This window comes from Herpetosiphon gulosus (assembly GCF_039545135.1).
Classification (GTDB): Bacteria; Chloroflexota; Chloroflexia; order Chloroflexales; family Herpetosiphonaceae; genus Herpetosiphon; species Herpetosiphon gulosus.
Genome location: NZ_BAABRU010000004.1, coordinates 43,285 through 62,831 on the forward strand (window position 1 = coordinate 43,285; position 19,547 = coordinate 62,831).

Here is a 19,547-nt window from a genome sequence, read left to right on the forward strand (position 1 = left end):
TTAAACCCTCGTGCTATCGTGGCGAATCTGACCATCGACGAGATACAGTTGACGATCAGCGCGGGCTGCCACATCGGGATCATGGGTCACCATCACAATCGTAATGTTGAGCTGACGGCGTAAATCCGCAAATAATTCGAGAATTTGCTGGCTGGTAGTGCTATCAAGGTTGCCAGTTGGCTCATCGGCAATCAGCAATTGGGGCGTGGTAACCAAGGCGCGGGCAATTGCCACTCGCTGTTGTTGGCCGCCCGAAAGCTGAGCTGGCCGATGATCGCGCCGATCGCCGAGGCCAACCAATTCGAGCATGGCTTTGGCGCGTTGGCTAATATCGCCACGATTGCGATGCACAAATAAAGGTGCTTCAACATTTTCTTGGGCGGTCATGGTTGGAATCAAATTGAACGATTGAAACACTACCCCAATCGTTTGGTTGCGCAAACGCGCCAATTGCGGCTCGCCCATGGTGGTAATATCAACATCGTTCAGGCGCACATGACCTTTGCTCGGTGTATCCAAGCCCGCCAAAATGCCCAACAAGGTCGATTTACCTGAGCCAGATGGGCCAGTCAAGGCCACCCACGAGCCACGGACAATTTCCAACGAAATGCCATTCAGAATCGTCAAGCTGGTTGTGCCAAGCTTTACCGTATGCACAACATCGCGCATCAGGGCAACTGGCGCGGTATTCGAGTTTGTCGCAAGCATGTAAAATTCCTTTATTTAGAACATAGAGCGTCTGAGGCTATTGGCTATTGGAGATTATTTTGAAATATCTACAGTTATTCCGATAGCCGCTAGCTGTAATGGTTCATTAGGTTAACAATTAATTGTACCGTGCCCTGACCCCCTGACCCCTCTCTCACAGCGGCGGGCGAGGGGAGCACACCTGGAGCGGTTCCCCCTCGCCTCGCGTGCGGGAGCGGGGGTCAGGGGGTGAGGGCATGCTGGCCTAATGCAATAAACCATTACATATAGCCGCTAGCCTCATCTCCCTTCGCATTTTTCGTAGTTACAAAAATTGACCCCTAAGCTCTGATCCCTGACCCCTGACCCCCAACCCCTCGTTTATGCTGCTTGAAGTTGGGCTTGGTGGGCAATTTGGGCCAAGGCTTGCTCAATCGTTTCGGGCTGTTCGAGCCGGGCAATCGCTTGCGCCCCCAAATCGTGCCAAAGCCGTTGTTCATAGCCAACAGCGCTGGTTAACACGATGATTGCCGGACGATTTGGCCACTGGGCTAAACTTTTGAGTGCAACCAAGGGATTAATATTCAACATCGCGGCATCAAGCACCACGATATCTGGCTGAAGATTGGGCAGCAATTGCAGCGCCTCAGCGTGAGTAATATCAGCAATTAATTCATAAGTAGGATTTGGATTGATTAAGCTATGCAGCATGGCACGACGGCTGGCGATGCTGATTGTGGCAATCGATAAACGTTGCATAAAGCCTCCTTGTGATAGGCTTTAGCATAGGGGGCAAGTGTTACCGCAGTATCACGAAGTTGTCGCAAAATTGTCGCAGACAAGTGGACATTATCTCAATCGTCCACTTAAATTCTTGCCTAGCTAGGAGAATATTCAGCACTAAAATACCAAAGGCCCCTCGCCCGCCACTGTGGGCGAGGGATCTGACAAGGGTAGGTTTTACGCCCCCTCACCCCCAGCCCCTCTCCCACCTCCGTGGGAGAGGGGAGCACTGCTGGATGGGTTCCCCCTCGCTCGCTCGGCGGGAGAGGGGGTCAGGGGGTGAGGGCATGCCAATCGACGGTACATACCACCCAATCATTGTTAAAAACCTACCCTTGTAAAGAGAGGGGTTGGAGTGAGGAAATACGATTTAGGCTTTGGGGAAACAAATACAAAAGCTCGTGCCAACGCCAAGCTGGCTTTCAACTGCCACCGAGCCAGCCATCGATTCTGTTAATTCTTTGACTAAGGCCAAGCCTAAGCCCGCTCCCTGATGCTGCTCATTGGCCCGATCCTTGGCACGATAAAAACGCTGCCAAATTGCGCCAAGCTCGGTGGGGTCGATTCCGCTACCAGTATCACGAACATAGATATTAATTGAGTCGGCATGATTAACCGCTTGTACCACCACCAAACCACCAGGTGGGGTGTAGCGTAAGGCATTATGCAGCAAGTTGCGTAAAATCTGCTCAAACCGTTGGGGGTCAATCAGGGCTTGATCAAGCTCAGCGGCACAATCGGCCAGCACTTCAACTCGCGATTGTCGCCAAGCCAAGGGCTGTACCGTTTGTACAATTCGGTTGATCAAGGGAGCCACGGCATGAGCTTCAAGTTTGAGGGTCAAACGGCCAACCTCACTCGCCGAAAGCAAAAAGAGATCTTCGATCAGTTGTTGCAAACGTAGGGTTTCGCGCTCCATCACCAGTAAATCGCGCTGAACTTGCGAATCTAAAGTTTGTTCGGTTTGCAAACTCGATTCAAGATAGCCGCGCAGGGTGGCAACAGGCGTACGCAATTCGTGTGAAACGCTGGCAACTAAAGCTCGCCGATCGTCAAGTAAGGCCGCCACCCGATCGCGCTCGGTTTTTAGGGCATTAACGGTGCTAGCCAATTGCTCGGCCATCGCATTGAAATTAGCTTGGAGTTGGGCAACCTCATCAGTGCCATTGACTACAATCCGCGAACTATAATCGCCTTCGCGCAAGGCCGTCGTAGCGTTAGCAAGGGCTTCGATTCGGCGCATAATTCGCCGCACCAACATATACGAAAGCACCATGGCCACTGGCAAAAACACAAATAAGCCAATCACCATCAATACACCATAAATTGAGCCAAGCAGCGAATATTGCACCACATGTTCAATTAAAAAAACCACTGCATCATTTGATTGGCTTAATTCTTCGCTGCGCAACTGAATCGAAAGCAGCACCATGCCCATGCCAAAAATCAGCATCAACACAAACACAATCGTTAATTGATCATGGGTCAATGTCCAAAGCAATGAGCGTTTGCGCAAGCGATTCCACCAACGCCAGACGCGCATCAAAAAGCGTGTGCCCAAAAATGTGATGCCATGCAGCGCAAAGAAAATCAACATATCAGGGAATGATTGGGCAAAATCACCATCATTCCAAGGACTCATAATCCGTGAAAGTTCATGCCATGCAATCAGCCCGCCCAGCCCAACCAGGCAAATCATCACGAGCCCAAATGCACCAAGTTCAGGCAGCAGTTGCCGCCAAAAACCACCCTCAGACAAAACCAAGTTCAGCCCAAAAACGACCGCGCCAATGCCTAAAACGAAGAAGCCACCAGTCATCAACACAAAAACTTCAACTGGCAAAAGATAAATAATCGCTAGCAGGATTACCAAGCAAAAACCATCGAATAGCAACATTGTGGCAAATGCTCGTCCCAGCCCCGCCTGCGCATACCAACGCAACCAAAGTTTCATTGGGGTGCTTCTGCTTGTAAACGATAGCCCAAGCCCCAAACCGTCTCGATTGCATCGCCAAAATCGGCCAATTTTTTACGCAAGCGCAGCATAGCGTTATCAACCGAGCGATCACCGCCAACATAACTTTGGCCCCAAATCGTATCGAGCAGATAGTTGCGACTAAAAGCCCGACCTGGGTTACGCAACAACAAATCGAGAATCGCAAACTCAGTTGGGGTCAAATCAAGCTCCTGCTGGCGCAAGGCAACAATGTGCAAATGCGGGTCAAGCACCAAGTCGCCGTAGCGCAGCACCTCGGTTGCTGGTTGGGCATCGGCCTGCAACAACTGCTGAATCCGCTGATCACGGCGCAACAAGGCCCGTACTCTGGCAATTAGTTCGCGCATGCCAAATGGCTTAGTCAAATAATCATCAGCACCCAATTCCAAGCCCACCACCAAATCGGTTTCTTCGCTGCGAGCTGTTAGCATCAGCACCGGGGTCGATTTCGTTTGGCGAATCGTGCGCAGCACCTCTAAACCATCAAGTTGCGGCAACATCCAATCTAAAATCACTAAATCTGGTTGATGTTGCTGGTGTAAACTTAAGCCTGTCCGGCCATCGGCAGCATGCCACACCTGATAACCCAAGTTACTCAGTTCGCGCACCAGCACTTCGGCCAAATCGACAGCATCTTCAACCACCAAAATTGTCGGCACATGCTCAGCCATCGCCAAATCCTTATTCTGTGTGAGGTTCAAATGAGTGATGATCTAACCGCCATTGGTCAGCAGATTTTAGCCAGCCAGCCCTTCAGCCAGTTGCTCAAAGCCCAAATTAGCGAATTTCGCCAAGGCTATGCCGAATTACGGTTAAACATCAGCCCTGAGCTAACCCAACAATTTGGCTTCGTCCATGGCGGCGTGCTCAGCTATGCCGCCGATAACGCCATTACCTTCGCTGGTGGCTCAGTTTTAGGCTTGGAAGTTGTCACTGCTGAATACAAAATCAATTATGTCAAACCAGCTCAAGGCCAAGAACTGATTGCCCGTGCCAGTGTTTTGAGCAGCGGCAGTCGTCAAGCAGTTTGCCAATGTTTGGTTTATTGCCGAGACGAGCAAAATGAAACCTTGGTTGCAGTTGCCCAAGGCACAATTATGACCCTCAGCAGCAAACGCTAAATGTCAGCAAGCGCTGTAAATCACCACAGCGCTTGCATTACTATACCGAGATCGTGCTTGGCTCGTCAATTCAGCCAATTAACTTCCGCAACCGATCAACTTTGGGATTGACAAATAATAGAACATTTGGTCTAATTTTAATCAAATTTCGATTGTTTTTTGTTTGCGAAGGAAACGATGATGAGCCAACAAATGCCCCAGCGTTTATACTTGATGCAGGTTGGCACGATGCCAGAGTATCAAATTCCGATCGTCTGCTATCTGGTACAAACTGGTGATGGCAAGAATATTCTAATTGATACTGGGCTACCCGAGGTGATTCCAGCAGAAGGAGCGGATTTTGAAAATGGACAGGATGTGATCACCCAATTAGCAACGATCGGCTTAACGCCTGACGCTATTGATCTGGTCATTTCAACCCATTATGATTTTGATCACGCTGGCAGACATGGGGCATTCACCAAAGCAACCTATATTGTGCAGCGGGTGCACCATCTGGATGCGGCGAGTAACCCACGCTTTGCCGCCAACCGCCCGCAATGGGATCAATCAAGCGAGCGGATTCAGCTTGTCGATGGCGACACCCAACTGCTGCCTGGATTGGAACTGATTGAAACGAGTGGCCATGTGCCAGGCCATCAATCGGTGCTAGTACGGCTACCCAAAACTGGAGCGGTTTTATTGCCAATCGATGCGGTACCTTTTGCGAATGGCTTTACTCGTGAGCAACCCGAGGCTGATAACAACCCTGATGCCGAGGCGATCCACGCTAGCACGATTAAATTGCTTGATCTGGTTGAACGCGAGCAGATTGGGCTAGTCATTTTTGGCCATGACAATCAGCAGTGGCAAACGCTCAAACTAGCCCCAGCCTTTTACGAATAATATAATTTTAATAGCAAATATCCCACCACATCTCTTAGATGTTAGCATCAAGCCTTCGTTATGAAAAAAAATTATAACGAAGGCTATAATACTGTTTAAATTGCAAATTCTCCTTCTTTTGAAGTATATTCTTTTGAATAAACATCTTGATGAAATTTAACCATATTCATAACAATATCAAAAATATATCCATAATCATTATCAAATAAATACTTTCTCTTCGATTCAATATTTTTCATACATTTTTTATAGATCAAGGATAGATATTTAGTATTATTTAAAATCCTATATATCACATCACGGTAATTCATCTCAAATTCAATATTATATAAAGATATATTATATTCATTAAATAAAATATCTTTATATAGTCTAGTAAATGGCAAATCTAATGCTATTCGCAAAAACCATTCAACCCAAGTTTCATTTCCCATTATCTCATTATTAAGTAAATTATCAAAACGCATTTCAATTTCTTGAAGGCTGTATTCTAAAAAATATAAACCTAAATCATTTAATAACCTTATAACTATTGCTACATCATAAATTATTGACAGAATATTTGAATCATTAAAAATTTTATATGTTATATCATTCTTAACATATATTTTTGTATATATATTAATACAGTACTGAAGTGTTTGACTTACCAGTATAGTTTCCGATTGTAATTTTATTATCTCTTTGATGTCATCATATTTATTCATAGAGATATGATTTACTGAATTATATCGCCTAATCATACTTTTCTTATAATTATGTAGATCAATATTATTAATTACATTAATACAACTGATTATATTCATATATACGATAATCCAAGATTCATTCTGTATATCTATTTCTTTACTGATTGCTCTATAGCCATCAATAAATTGACTGTTATCTTCTGATAGGTGATTAGATATAAAGTCAAATTCACCAATATCTATCAACTTGATCCTATGGGTATTATTTAATGCTTCAATAATACTATTATTAATCTTAATATTTAAATCTACCTTATTTTTACTAACTATTTTATCACTAGTAATACAAATATTATCAGATATAATTTCATAAACCTGATATATCATCAAATCTGATATTTTCTCACATAAATTAACTATTTTATCATCATCTTTACTAATAAAATGAAATATATAGCTATAAAGCTCCACCATTTTCAAAATCCCACTTTTTTGCAAATAATCGACCCTCAATGAATTTTTATCTTCTATTATCCATTTATAAAAAGCTTTAACCGAACTATCCGGCATATTATCAATGATAAAGCGATGATATTTATCATTAAATATATTTAACAAAAGAGTATCCACGTAAATATCCTTCCTCATATCGTCAAAACGCCAGCACTATCAACAACAGTGCTGGCAGCAGATTTAACAACCCAAAGCATCGGCCAAGGCAGCCAAACTTGGCACAACCAAATCGGGCTGGGCTTCGGCGGCAGGCGTTGCCCCAAAGCCAGGATTGGCATGGCGACGATTGACCCAAACCGTGTTCAAGCCAAGTTGGTTGGCAGGCACAATATCGTGAAACAAACTTTGGGCCACATGCAAAATTGCGCTTTGCGGCAAGGCTAAACGTTCAAAGGCTTGCTGAAAATTATTCAACGACGGCTTGTACGATTGTACTTGTTGGGCCGTAATAATCCAATCGAATTTCACACCCAAGCGTTGCTCTGAAGCCGCAAACAAATCATCATCAACATTCGAGATGATCGCTAATTTATAGCGTTGTTGCAAGCGTTGCAAGGCTGCTGGCGAATCGGCAAACGCTGGCCATTGCTTGACCGACAAGCCAAATTCGGCAGTTTCTTCGGCGTTTGGGGTAAAGCCCAAGCGCTGGCCAAGTTGCCCCAACACGGTTGCCACCACAGTTTTATAGGCCAAATATGGGCCAGCTTCGAGCGCACTTTCTAGCTCACCATACAATTGCAAAGCCGCTTCTTGCTCGATATTAATCTTGTATCGAGCAAAAATTGGCTCAAGCGCTGCCCACAAGCCAGTTTCCCAATCGATCAATGTGCCATAACAATCAAAGGTCAAGACCTGAAATTGAACTGGATTCAGCATTAACTCCTCCAAATACAAAGAACCCGCGCCTATCAGCAACGATAAGCGCGGGTCGTAAACTCACAATTAATGCAAATGCAAGGTCACAACAACTTTGCCAAATTGCAGTTGATCGCCATGATTGACTGGAGCTGGCGCATGCGGAGCCAATTTTTGGCCGTTGACTTTGGAATAGTTGGTACTATTCAAATCTTCCAACATCCAACCACCACCAGTGTTGTGCAAGCGAGCATGCTGGCGACTGACCCCACCGCCTTCGCCGCCATGGTTGGTCAAATCGACCTCAGGATAAATGCCGCTAATTGGATCTTCGCGGCCAATCACATAGATTTGCTTATCGGTTGGTAAGTTGAGCACCACTTGGCTACCAGCAACCACCAAATGCGGGCTAACTTGAACTGGCTCAACAACCGGAGCAGCGACTGGCTCAGCGGACGTTGGTGCAGCCCATGCAGGCGCGGCCTCAACCTCTGGCGCTGGCACTGGTTCAGCGGGCACGACCGGAGTCGGCGCTGGCTCAGCCGGAGTAGCCGCCGCAACCGTTGGCGCGTCATAGGTATTGACCGGAGCTGAAGGAATTGGCGCAGCGGCAGGTACAACAGGTGCACCACCAAGCAAAGCGGCTAATTCAGCTTCGGCTTCAGCCAAGGCATGCTTGCTTTCTTCCAAGCCAGCAGCAATGTGGGCAGGCAAGGCGCGGCCAGCATAACGAGCTGACATCTGCTCGAACATCGCCAAGTTATCTTGATGTTCGGTAATTGCTGCTTCTAAGCGAGCCACTTCTTCTGGATCAGGTTGGGCAGCAGCAGCGGCAGCAGCGTCGGCGGCAGCCTGAGCAGCGGCTTCAGCAGCAGCTTTGGCCACAGCTTGGGCTTGATCAAACGCCGCCAAATTAGCTTGCGCTTCGGCCAAACTAGCCTTAGTTTCTTCGATCCCAGCGGCGATATGGGCAGGCAAGGCACGGCCAGCATAACGGTTAGCCATTTGCTCGAACATCACCAAATTATCTTCTTGCTCGATCACTGCTGCTGATAAAGCAGTACGTTCGGCGGCTACGGCTTCTTCGTCAACTACTGGGGCAGCCTCAGCTACCGGAGCGACCTCGGCCACAGGAGTTGAAACTGGTTCTTCGACTGCTGGCACAACTGGTTCGGCCTCGGCCACAGGCATTGCAACTGGTTCTTCTACCACTGGCACAACTGGTTCGGCCTCGGCCACAGGAGTTGAAACTGGCTGTTGATCATCAATTGGCACGGTTGGCAACTCCTCAGCAGGTGCAACATTGGTTAATTCAGCCAAATGCGGCTCGGCGACTGGTACGGCTGGCACACCATCGGGCGGCGTAAGCGCTTCGCTAGCAACTGGCGCAGGTGTGGCCACCGGAGTAACAGCGGCAGGAGCAGCATCGAGTGAAGCGCCACACTGGTCACAATAACGATCGCCTGGTTGATTAATATAGCCACATTCAGCGCAGTTGAGCGAGCTTGCTGCTGGCACACTGGCGACTGCTGGCTCCGCTTGGGCTGGTGGCGCAGGAGGAGCCTGATCGGCTGGTACAAACATGGTTGGCGCATCGTAACTTTGATCCGTATGTAAATTGGGAACTGCCCCGATTTGGGTTGCTTCTTGATTCATCGACGGATCGAGTCGGGCACCACAATATTCACAAAAACGGTTGCCACCATCATTCGTATGTCCACAGCTTGGACACTTCATACTTCCTCCTTCAACAAGGGAGCACACAAGAATGTACAAATATTAGTATTGATTTGCCGCGCCAATTATCGCAAAAACAACACAGGCAAGAATCATCGCAACCGTGGCAAAAATCAGGCCACGTACCGATTGCGAGCGGCCTTTGATCGATTCGCGGGTAGCTTTTAAACTAATGGCCACGATGCTAACAATCAGCGAGACAAACCCTGCAAAGCCACCAAAAAAGCCCATAAAGATGCCAGCATCTCGCCCCATATCTTCGTAGAAAAAGCCGCTAATCGTCAAGAGCAAACTCAAAAAGCCCATAATTTGCGCGGTTTGGGCCACTCCTGTAGTTTTGGCTTTAGGCACGCTCGAAGCTTGCAAGTGATGCGTTGCCGGATGCATCGGCGGCGCTGGTGGGCTAAATGGTTGGGCATAGGTTGGCGGTGGTGGCGGGCTATAGGGCTGAGCATACGGCTGCGCCACTGGTGGCCCGTAGGGTTGCGAGCCAGTTTGTCCATAGGGCTGGGAACTAGGCTGCCCATACGGCTGGGAACTAGGTTTGCCATATGGTTGCGAACCAGTTTGTCCATATGGTTGTGAACTGGGCGGGCCATAGGGCTGTGATGTTGGCCGCATTTGGGCAGACGGAGCATAGCCAACATTTGGCAAGGCCGCAGTACCTGGGCGCTGGGCCACATACACATCAGCACTGTGTTGCGAAGCATTGGATAAGGCTCGGCGCAAGGCCACCATCGAAGCAAAGCGTGTTTGCGGATCATGGCTCATCGCCGTCATCAGCACCGAACTAATTGCTTCAGGCACGGCGGCATTAATCGTATGCGCCAACGGTACATTAAATGGCTGAGCAATTGGATCATGACCAGTCATTAATTGATGCAACAACACGCCCAAGGCATACACATCGGAGCGGGCATCAGTTTGGCCAGTGCCATATTGCTCGGGCGCTGAGTAGCCCATCGTACCAAAGGCTTGGGTATCTTGCGATTGACCAGGCTTAAACAACCGCGCAATCCCAAAGTCGATCAACTTTACTTGACCTTCGGGGGTACGCATAATATTGGCTGGCTTCAAATCGCGGAAGATAATTGGTGGGGTGCGGCTATGCAAATAGTGCAGCACCTCGGTTAATGGTTCAGCAAAAGCGACCACATCGGCAACGGGCCAGGGCGGCGGACTATTGCGCAAAATCGTTGCCAAGGTTTCGCCTGGCACAAACTCCATCACCAAATACTCCCGCCCGTGGTCGCTAAAGTGGTCGGTCACGCGTGGCAGATTAGGATGATTCAAACGAGCCAGCAATTTTGCTTCTTCATGAAACGATTTGCGGGCGCGTTCGCGCTCCTCTTCGGTTTTAAGCAGGGCGGTGCTCATTTCCTTGATCGCGCAATCAATATCAAGGCGCTGATCATAGGCCAAATATACCGCCCCCATGCCGCCCTGCCCAAGCCGTTGTTTGAGCAAATAGCGATAGCCCAAAATCAACTCGGGGGGCAATGCACCTGTTTTAGAGTTTTCTTCAGATAACAAATCGCTCATGGAGAAAATCCTTCGTATCAGCAACTCAGCGCGATTATAGCACGATGTTGCGCTAAAAAGCGCCCAGAATCGTGACAAAACGATCAGGATGTGATCGTTAGCGTAAGGCCGTCACAGCATAAGACGCAGACAATCTTTAATTAGTTTCAGCCGCAGGCCACTAGTGCTGCTGGTCGGTGCGTTCTTCCGCCGACAACAACACCACTGTCACATTATCGCGTGCCCCACGACTATTGGCAATAGCAATCAAGCTGCCACAGCATGCTTGGGGTGATGAAGCTTCAAAGACTGCATCACGCAACTCTTCATCCGAAAGCTCGTTGATCAAGCCATCGGAGCAGAGCAAAAGCCAATCGCCTGCCTCAAGCGGCTGCTCGGTCATGTCCGATTCGACCGTGGCTTCTACCCCGACCGAGCGATAGAGCACATGGCGACGCGGGTGAGTGCGGGCTTGTTCAGGCGTTAGCTCACCAATATCCACCAATCGCGCGACCATGGTGTGATCAACCGTGATTTGGGCGATTTGTTGGGTGTGTTCGCTGACCCCTTTACGATTAAAAAGATAGACGCGCGAATCACCAACGCTGCCAATCCAGGCTTTTTCGCCAATTACCAAGGCAACGACGACTGTTGTACCCATGCCTCGCAAGGTTGATTTAACTTCAGCTTCACGAAAGATCGTGCTATTGGCTGCGGCAATTGCAGCTCGCACCACATCACGCCAGCCATCGAAACTGCGATCAACATTGCGGCTATAATCGCGCAGATGATTAACAATTGTTTGACTAGCCAAGGCGCTCGCCCGTTCGCCGCCTTGAGCACCACCCATGCCATCAGCCACCAAACAACAGATCACTGGCGTGCCATCACGCAAGCGAAACTGCTCGACCAAGGCAGAATCTTGGTTGACTGAACGACGAGTACCAACATCGGAAAGCAGGCCAACAGTATAGCGAAGTGTTTGGGACATAGGCTGGACCTTTTCTGCATTAGCCACCAATGGATTACCACAGGCAATGCAATAACGTGCATTCACCCGATTGCCCTTACCGCAGCGCGAGCAGCCCAGCGGAAAGCGGCGGGCGGGCGTTAACGTGGTGGTGATGCGAATAGTTTCACGGCCTTGAGCCAACTGATGACTAACGCTTCCAAGGGCTTTCCGCAACTCTTCAATACTACTGATTGCCTCTTCACGGGTTGCCTCACCAGTTTGCAGGCGCATCTGCCACCATTCAACGCCAGCATGCACCATCTGTTCCAAGGCTCGCAGGCTAATCTTCTCGCCTTCAAGCTGAATTCGGCGGGGTGCAGGTAAAACAACTTCTTCATAGTCGATCGGCTCGACTGCCGTAGCTGACACGGGCGTTGTTGATGCTGGCGATGTTGCGACTGAACGCAGCGGAAAGCCACAGTAACGGCAAAAACGGGCCGTTTCATCAACAAGGCGCTGACAGCGTGGGCATGGAGCGTCAGTAGGCGTTGCAAGGCTCATTCGAGCAACCTCCCATTCGGCAGGAACGGTTGTGGTCTGGAGCAGTATGCTATAATGCGCGTGTTTGAGTCTGCTCACATGCTGCGATTATAGCACAGCCCTTCATCCATGCCACTAGATAGCGCTAATTTCGTTGCATGAAGCTTGGCATTTAAGGGGGAATGATGACACGCTGTATCCACTGCGGTGCTGCCATTCAGCCTAATACGAAGTTTTGCCCAAGTTGCGGTAAATCGCAACAGGCCGCACCCAATCAAGCTAACCCCGCCTTAGGCGGTGGGGCCACAACCATCCTACATTCATCGATGGCATTTTTAGAGGTGCAAGAAACTGGTCAGGCACCCCGTCAAATTCCACTCGCTAATCAACCAGTGACCTTTGGCCGCAAGCCCGATAACGATATTATTGCGTCATCGCGCTTTGTGTCGTCGAACCATGCGCGGATCGAGCCAGACGGCCAACGCCACGTCATTATCGATCTTGGTAGCACCAATGGCTTGCTCTTTCAAAGCCAACGTGTGCCCCGCCATAGTTTTAACGATGGCGATTCGGTACGGATTGGCGATCCGGTTACTGGGAACTTTGTAACCCTAACGTATCGCAATCAAAAGGTTGCCACGCCGCCCGCCGAAGCTGGCCACGTTAGCCGCTTTGATTTGAGCAATAAGCCTGCCGTGACGATTGGCCGCGAAGGCTCAGCCCTCAATTTGCCCAATCCCCAAGTGTCACGTAACCATGCCGAAATTCGCGCCATCCAAGGTGGCCACGAGGTTCGCGATCTTGGCAGCACCAACGGCACGTTCGTCAATGGTAATCGAATCACGACAACCCGCCTAAATCGCGGCGATGTGATTCAAATTGGGCCATTCAAACTGGTCTACGACGGCACTTCGCTTGATCAATTTGATCAACGGGGCGCATTGCGAATCGATGCCCATTCATTGGTACGCTTGGTCGGCGGCAATCGAGTTATTCTGAATAATGTTTCGCTGGTAATCGAACCACGCGAATTTATTGCCTTGGTTGGTGGCTCAGGCGCTGGCAAATCAACCCTGATGGGTGCACTATCGGGCTACAATCGTGCCAACAAAGGCGCGGTGTTGGTCAATGGCGACGACTATTATGCCAACTTCGATGCCTACCGCGCCATTTTGGGCTATGTGCCGCAAGATGATATTTTGCACAGCAGCTTGCCAGTTGATGTAGCTTTGCGCTATACCGCTAAGCTCCGTTTGCCCGCCGACACTGCCAGCAGCGAAATCGAAGCGCGGATCGATCGGGTGCTCAAAGATGTTGAGATGAGCGCCCATCGTGGCAAGCAAGTTAATCAACTTTCTGGTGGCCAGCGCAAACGGGTGTCAATTAGTTCGGAGCTTTTGGCCGACCCCAGCCTGTTCTTTCTCGATGAGCCAACCTCGGGGCTAGACCCGGGCCTCGAAAAGAAGATGATGTATACCTTGCGCCAATTGGCTGATTCAGGGCGCACAATTGTGTTGGTAACTCACGCCACCGCCAATATCACCCAATGCGATCATGTGGTGTTTATGGCCGATGGGCGCATGGTTTGGTTTGGGCCGCCCAGCGAGGCCTTAACCTTCTTCAATGTAACTTCGGGCGATTTTGCCGATATCTACACCAAACTTGAGGGCGATGCTGACCCGAATCATCCTTTAACTACAACTGAGTTGAAGCAAGAATTCGAAACGTGGCGGCAACATAATAATCAAGTGCGCCAAGCACCACGACTCTCTGAGCTGTGGGAAATTCGTTTCCGCAACTCCGAGGCCTATCGCAAATATGTTTGGGAACGGCTGCAACGTGCGCCGCAAGTGCCAGTTATGACCCCACCGCAAGCGCCAATTCCCCAAGCTGCGGTGCCTGGAGCCTATCCCAACCAAGTCAGCGTCTCGATTCCTACCTCGGCGGCTCCTGCTGGCCGACCCAAACCGCCGCCCGTTTCGGCCATGCGCCAGTTTGGGATTATGACACGGCGTTATTTGCGCTTGATCGCCGCCGATAAACGCAACCTTGGGATTTTATTGTTGCAAGCTCCGATTATTGGTATGATTTTGCTGTTGGTGGCCAAAGAAGATGCCTTCCGCCGCCCCAATTCGGCTGATGCACGTATGGTTCCGTTCTTGTTGGGCGCGATTGCAGTGTGGTTTGGCATTTTGAATTCAGCCCGCGAAATCACCAAGGAAGGCCCAATTTATCGCCGTGAACGTTTGGCCAACCTTAAAATCGTACCTTATTTAGGCTCGAAAGTTCTGGTGCTAGCTGGCTTATGTCTCATTCAAAGCATTATTTTGATGGTCATTCTGGGCACAAAGGTCGATTTTGATCTTGGGCTGGAGGTACCATTTGGGGTTTGGGGTGGCTTTTTGGTCACAACCTTCCTCACATCGCTCACAGGCTTAGGCGTTGGCTTGTTGATTTCGGCCTCAGCTAGCTCATCGGATAAAGCCATGAGCATCATTCCCTTTGCGCTAATTCCGCAGATTGTGTTTGCTTTGGCCTTGCTGCCCTTGCCTGCGGCCTTGGCTCCAGTTTCATTCTTGGTTGGCAGCCGCTGGGCCATGCAAGCCTATGGCTCGATCGGCGGTTTGGGTGAGCCATTCGACCCAGGCAAATGTCGCGCTGGCCAAATTCCTAGCCCCAGCACCTGTGAGGTGTTTCCAACTGTGGGCTACGACGATAGTGCTGGCTATATTTTCCTGACTTGGTTTATTTTGATTGGCTACACCATGGCTTGTTTGGCAATCACGGCTTGGTTGCTCAAACGCCGTGATAAGGAAGCCTAGTTGTGAGCCAAAGTGAGCCAATTCAATGGAATGCCGTAGCCTTGCAAGCGCTCCAGGTCGAAGGCGTAAACGAGCGTTGGAATGCAGTCCAAGAGCAGTTGCACCCAATTCTGGTCGCGCTCAGTGAGCAACTTGATAGCGCTGCAGCCCGCCAATTTCCCAACACTTGGGGTTTGTACGAAGTTAGTGCCAAAACCGTTAGAGCGGTCAATCGTGGCCGCCAACGTGATCCAATCGACGATTATCATGTGGTAATCGACCGACCACCACGCGGCTGCCATATTTATCTCGGGGTTAGCGGCAGTGAAGAACGGATTTTGGTTGGAATTCAATTGTGGAATAAGCGCAAGCGTGAATTAGCAGCGGTTTGGGATCGTGGGCGGGTGCTGTGGGAGCCGTTAATTCGCAGTTTGCCCGATGTGCGCTATACCCGTGGCGAGCATGCTGAGCAACAACTTTGGCTCGATGATTATCTGGCCAATCGCAGTAGCAATTATCTTTGGGCGGGCTGGAGCTACCCTTGGCAGCAAGCGCTAGATGATAGCCAACAATTTAATCTGCAATTGATCAACCATATGTTGGCCTTGCTACCGCTCAATGAAGCAATTATGGAAATTGCCGAAGAGGAGTGGGAATTACCACCAAGCCATCTTCGCGAAGCCCGCCAAAGTTATGCCACGGGTTTCAATAGCCCAAGTATCGAAGAAATTAGCGCTAGCATTCGCCAACGGGGCTTTATCTATCCCGATGCTGTGCTGCGTTCGTATCACATTGCCCTGCAAACCAAGCCCTTGGTGATTTTGCCTGGAATTTCGGGCACAGGCAAAACCCGTTTGACTCGTGTCTATGCTGATGCAGTGCATCAAATCGCGCCGCACAGCGATAATCCCTATTATTTGGCGGTGGCCGTGCAGCCCGATTGGCATAATGCCCGCGATCTGCTGGGTTATTTCAATGCCTTGACCCAAACCTTCCAGCCAACTCCAACCTTGCGTTTGTTACTGCGAGCCAGCGCTGATCCAGCTAATCCCTATTTTCTCTGCCTTGATGAGCTGAATTTGGCGCGGCCTGAATATTATTTAGCGCCAATTTTGAGTGCGCTCGAAACCGCCGAACATCTAATCGATTTGGGTATTCCCCAAGAAGTTGCCCAAACCGTTGATGGCGAGAGCGTGCGCAATCCACTGCGTTTGCCATTAAATGTGCATATCATCGGCACAGTCAATGTTGATGAAAGCACCTTTACGCTCAGCGACAAACTGCTTGATCGAGCAAACGTGATCGAACTGACCGAGGTCGATTTAGCCGCATGGCGAGCCAGCTATCGCCGTCCGTTTAATCTGACAGCATGGCAATTATTGCTTGAATTACAACCAATCTTGGCCAGCCTTGGGCATCCATTTGGCTATCGCACGGTCGAAGAGATTGGGCGCTATTTGGAAGGCGCCGAGGGGATTATGCCGCTCAACACAGCCCTCGATTTACAAATTAAGCAAAAATTATTGCCCAAATTGCGGGGTGATGATAGCCCACGCTTTCGCAATGGCTTGCGCAGTTTGGCCCAATTGTTTGCTGCATATCCCCAATCGCAAACCAAAATTCAGGCCATGCTCGAACGACTCGATCGCGAGGGCTTTGCTGATTTTTATTAAATGAGGGGTCAGGGGCTAGGGCTTAGGATTCAGGGAGAAAGAATATAGAACATAGAGCATAGAACATAGGTAGAATATAGGCATTGAGGGTTGAGGTCGGGAATCGCCAATCTTTCGTTTCAGCAAGGAACCACTATTTCCCATCAATTGCAATTTATTGGGATTGCGTTCCCTCACCCCTAGCCCCGCTCCCACTGCGGCAGGAGCGGGGAGACCCATGGAGCGGTTCCCCCTCGCCTGCTTGGCGGGAGAGGGGGCTAGGGGGTGAGGGAATAAAACGCTATTTTTAGATATAGGAATTGGTAGCAAGCGTCGGAACATCCTTCGTGGTTAAATCTAGACTATTAACTTATAGCTCATTAAGGCATTATGACAAAACGTTTAGGAATTCTTGGTGGCGGCCAATTGGCGCGGATGTTGGTGCAAGCGGCGATTCCCTTGGGAATTGAAACCGTGGTTTTAGCCAACCGCAACGACGAGCCAGCGGCATTAGTCAGCAAAGCGGTGGTTGGCGAGTGGAATGATCGAGCCTTGCTTGATCAATTTGCTCAAGCGGTTGATGTAGTGGTACTCGAAAACGAGTTTATTGGCTCGGAAAAATTGGCCTACCTTGCCAGCAAAGGCGTGCAACTCGTGCCCGATCAAGCAACCCTTGGCTTGATCGAGGATAAAGCCCAACAAAAATTAACTTTGGCTGCCGCAGGCTTGCCTGTACCAGCCTTGGCTCTGATCGAATCGTTGGACGATGTGGCGGCCTTTGGCGCTGAACATGGCTTTCCGTTGATGTTGAAAACGCGGCGCAACGGCTATGATGGGCGCGGCACGGCCAAAATTCGCAGCGCCGAAGAGATTGGCAGCGCTTGTAGCTCATTGGGTTTTCCCGAAAATCCAGTGTTTGTTGAGGCGTGGGTTCCCTTCGAAGCCGAGTTGGCGACCTTAATTATTCGCTCAGTCAGCGGAGAACAATGTGTTTATCCAGTAATCGAAACCTATCAGCCAAGCGGTGTTTGTCGGGTGGTACGTGCGCCAGCACCCTTCTCAACGGCAATCCAGCAACAAGCCAGCGAGGTGGCGCAGGCGACGGCAGCAGCACTCGGTGGCTTAGGCATCTTGGCGGTTGAAATGTTTCTGAACAGCAAGGGCCAAATTTTGGTCAACGAGCTAGCGCCTCGCCCGCACAACACTGGGCACTATTCAATCGAGGGTTGTTATTGCTCTCAATTTGAAAATACGATTCGCGCAGCGTTGGGCTGGCCGTTGGGCGATCCTCAGTTGCGCCACCAAAGCGCGGTGATGGTCAATGTGCTTGCGCCAACCACCCGACCCTTGGAAAGCAGCTTGATTCAAACCGCGCTCAAACCGCAGGTGCATGTGCATTGGTATGATAAACGCAGCGCCAAGCCAGGCCGTAAAATTGGCCATATCACCGCTGTAGGAGCCGAATCAAGCGAGGTCGAAGCGCGTGCCCAAGCCGCCGTCGATCAGTTAGAACGAGTTTTAGCTGAACCCGTATAATTAAGCAAACAATCCCACATGTCAGGCCAATCGGGAGTTGCAATGGTGCACCCCGATCAACGCTTGGCATTTTTAATTTCACGCCAAAGGAGCATTATGTCAGCCGTTGTTGGAATTGTGATGGGCAGTGATTCGGATTTAGCGACCATGCAGGCAGCCGCCACTATTTGCCAAGAATTTGGCATTGCCTATGAAATGCGGGTGGTTTCGGCGCACCGCACGCCTGCTTTGATGGCCGAGTATGGCCAAACCGCCCATGAACGTGGCCTCAAGGTGATCATTGCTGGGGCGGGCGGGGCTGCTCACTTACCGGGCATGTTGGCAGCCTACACGCCCTTGCCAGTAATTGGTGTGCCCGTGCCAATCGGTCATCTCCAAGGCGTTGATGCCTTGATGTCAATTGTGCAAATGCCTGGTGGCGTGCCGGTTGCCACCGTCGCGATTGGTCAAGCCAAAAATGCAGGTTTATTGGCAATTCAAATTTTGGCAACCGCCGATGCCACCTTACAAGCCAAATTGATTGAATACAAACAAACCATGGCCGCCGAATCGCAAGCCAAAAACACACGGCTTCAGTCAAAGATAGAGCATAGAACATAGAACATTGGCTATGGACTATTGGCTTAGAAGTTCCAAGCAATCGCCGATAGCTCATAGCCTTCAGCCGATAGCCATCCTACAGCTCTGCGCCTCTGCGTTAATATTTCAAGCTTTGTTGCTTGCTACCAAACCATGGCGGCAATGAAAGCCACTCGGCACAAGCAGGCGTTGCTCAAGCACTGCCGCCAACTCAACCTGTATTCCAGTTTGTAGCGCACAAGTGGCTGGCTCTTGATGCTCAGCATCTAGTTGCGCAAGCGTGGCATAGCGCAAACCTTGATCAAACCAAAGCTGGGCATTGGCAAGATTGTAGAGCCGTAGCCAAAGCCACCAACTCAAGCGATAAGCCGCATGATCAATTGGCACTCGCCGTTCGCGGGCCAACAAGCCATGGCCATAACTCGCAGTTTGATGCCAATAGATTGGGTTGATTAAGCTCGCGGTGAGGCTAGTTTGATCACCGTTGCTCAGCGCTTGCGCAACCAAACGTGGCAAGGCTTGCAATCCAGCAAACGAAAGCCGCTCCTCGGGCAATGCTTGGTCGCTCAGCATTTGCCAAGCCTGAAGCATCGCCTCGCGCTGAGCGTTAGTTAGTGCAAATTCCATCAATATCATTCTCGCTGGCTCCGATTGACATAGCTTGGGCTTGGCCGCACAATGGCCTACAATTTGTCAATCA

General features: G+C 49.9%; 16 protein-coding genes. 6 read left to right on the forward strand and 10 right to left on the reverse strand.

What is annotated here, in order from left to right:
* The 4 genes from ABEB26_RS05945 to ABEB26_RS05960 form a co-directional block, all read right to left on the reverse strand.
* Positions 1–708 carry an ABC transporter ATP-binding protein gene (locus ABEB26_RS05945; RefSeq protein ID WP_345721058.1) on the reverse strand — a complete coding sequence of 236 codons (708 nt, stop codon included), beginning with the start codon at positions 706–708 and terminating at the stop codon, positions 1–3.
* Positions 709–1,068: 360 nt separating this feature from the next.
* Positions 1,069–1,446: a response regulator gene (locus ABEB26_RS05950; RefSeq protein WP_345721059.1), complete on the reverse strand. Its 378-nt coding sequence runs from the start codon at positions 1,444–1,446 to the stop codon at positions 1,069–1,071.
* A gap of 394 nt (positions 1,447–1,840) precedes the next feature.
* The gene (locus ABEB26_RS05955; protein ID WP_345721060.1) at positions 1,841–3,424 is read right to left on the reverse strand and encodes a sensor histidine kinase; all 1,584 of its coding nucleotides are present in this window, start codon (positions 3,422–3,424) and stop codon (positions 1,841–1,843) included.
* The gene (locus ABEB26_RS05960) at positions 3,421–4,137 is read right to left on the reverse strand and encodes a response regulator transcription factor (RefSeq protein WP_345721061.1); all 717 of its coding nucleotides are present in this window, start codon (positions 4,135–4,137) and stop codon (positions 3,421–3,423) included. Before ABEB26_RS05960 ends, ABEB26_RS05955 begins: the two co-directional genes overlap by 4 nt.
* Before the next feature lie 30 nt (positions 4,138–4,167).
* On the opposite strand from ABEB26_RS05960, the gene ABEB26_RS05965 reads away from it, so the two are divergent.
* Together ABEB26_RS05965 and ABEB26_RS05970 are read left to right on the forward strand one after the other, a co-directional pair.
* Positions 4,168–4,587: a PaaI family thioesterase gene (locus ABEB26_RS05965; protein WP_345721062.1), complete on the forward strand. Its 420-nt coding sequence runs from the start codon at positions 4,168–4,170 to the stop codon at positions 4,585–4,587.
* Between the two features lie 177 nt (positions 4,588–4,764).
* Positions 4,765–5,472: an N-acyl homoserine lactonase family protein gene (locus ABEB26_RS05970; RefSeq protein ID WP_345721063.1), complete on the forward strand. Its 708-nt coding sequence runs from the start codon at positions 4,765–4,767 to the stop codon at positions 5,470–5,472.
* A gap of 95 nt (positions 5,473–5,567) precedes the next feature.
* Here ABEB26_RS05970 and ABEB26_RS05975 read toward each other — a convergent pair whose 3' ends face one another.
* From ABEB26_RS05975 to ABEB26_RS05995, 5 genes are all read right to left on the reverse strand, one after another.
* Positions 5,568–6,791 (reverse strand): hypothetical protein, encoded by a 1,224-nt coding sequence (locus ABEB26_RS05975; RefSeq protein WP_345721064.1) that lies wholly within the window; start codon positions 6,789–6,791, stop codon positions 5,568–5,570.
* 63 nt (positions 6,792–6,854) lie between these two features.
* Positions 6,855–7,550 carry a haloacid dehalogenase type II gene (locus ABEB26_RS05980; protein ID WP_345721065.1) on the reverse strand — a complete coding sequence of 232 codons (696 nt, stop codon included), beginning with the start codon at positions 7,548–7,550 and terminating at the stop codon, positions 6,855–6,857.
* Positions 7,551–7,616: 66 nt separating this feature from the next.
* Positions 7,617–9,266 (reverse strand): double zinc ribbon and FHA domain-containing protein, encoded by a 1,650-nt coding sequence (locus ABEB26_RS05985; RefSeq protein ID WP_345721066.1) that lies wholly within the window; start codon positions 9,264–9,266, stop codon positions 7,617–7,619.
* Between the two features lie 42 nt (positions 9,267–9,308).
* Complete coding sequence (locus ABEB26_RS05990; RefSeq protein ID WP_345721067.1) at positions 9,309–10,808, reverse strand: serine/threonine protein kinase; 1,500 nt, start codon at positions 10,806–10,808, stop codon at positions 9,309–9,311.
* Between the two features lie 160 nt (positions 10,809–10,968).
* Entirely contained in the window at positions 10,969–12,300 is a 1,332-nt protein-coding gene (locus ABEB26_RS05995) for a protein phosphatase 2C domain-containing protein (protein ID WP_345721068.1), read from the reverse strand.
* A gap of 164 nt (positions 12,301–12,464) precedes the next feature.
* On the opposite strand from ABEB26_RS05995, the gene ABEB26_RS06000 reads away from it, so the two are divergent.
* The 4 genes from ABEB26_RS06000 (at position 12,465) to purE (ending at position 18,868) form a co-directional block, all read left to right on the forward strand.
* A complete protein-coding gene (locus ABEB26_RS06000) occupies positions 12,465–15,101 on the forward strand; it encodes an FHA domain-containing protein (protein ID WP_345721069.1) in 2,637 nt (878 codons plus the stop codon).
* A 2-nt stretch (positions 15,102–15,103) separates the two neighbouring features.
* Positions 15,104–16,753, forward strand: a complete 1,650-nt coding sequence (locus tag ABEB26_RS06005; RefSeq protein ID WP_345721071.1) for an McrB family protein — start codon at positions 15,104–15,106, stop codon at positions 16,751–16,753.
* Positions 16,754–17,122: 369 nt separating this feature from the next.
* Positions 17,123–18,268, forward strand: a complete 1,146-nt coding sequence (locus tag ABEB26_RS06010) for a 5-(carboxyamino)imidazole ribonucleotide synthase (protein WP_345721072.1) — start codon at positions 17,123–17,125, stop codon at positions 18,266–18,268.
* A gap of 96 nt (positions 18,269–18,364) precedes the next feature.
* Positions 18,365–18,868 (forward strand): 5-(carboxyamino)imidazole ribonucleotide mutase, encoded by a 504-nt coding sequence (purE, locus tag ABEB26_RS06015; protein ID WP_345721073.1) that lies wholly within the window; start codon positions 18,365–18,367, stop codon positions 18,866–18,868.
* A gap of 105 nt (positions 18,869–18,973) precedes the next feature.
* Here purE and ABEB26_RS06020 read toward each other — a convergent pair whose 3' ends face one another.
* On the reverse strand, positions 18,974–19,474 hold the full coding sequence (locus tag ABEB26_RS06020; protein ID WP_345721074.1) for a hypothetical protein: 501 nt from the start codon (positions 19,472–19,474) through the stop codon (positions 18,974–18,976).
* Positions 19,475–19,547: the final 73 nt, after the last annotated feature.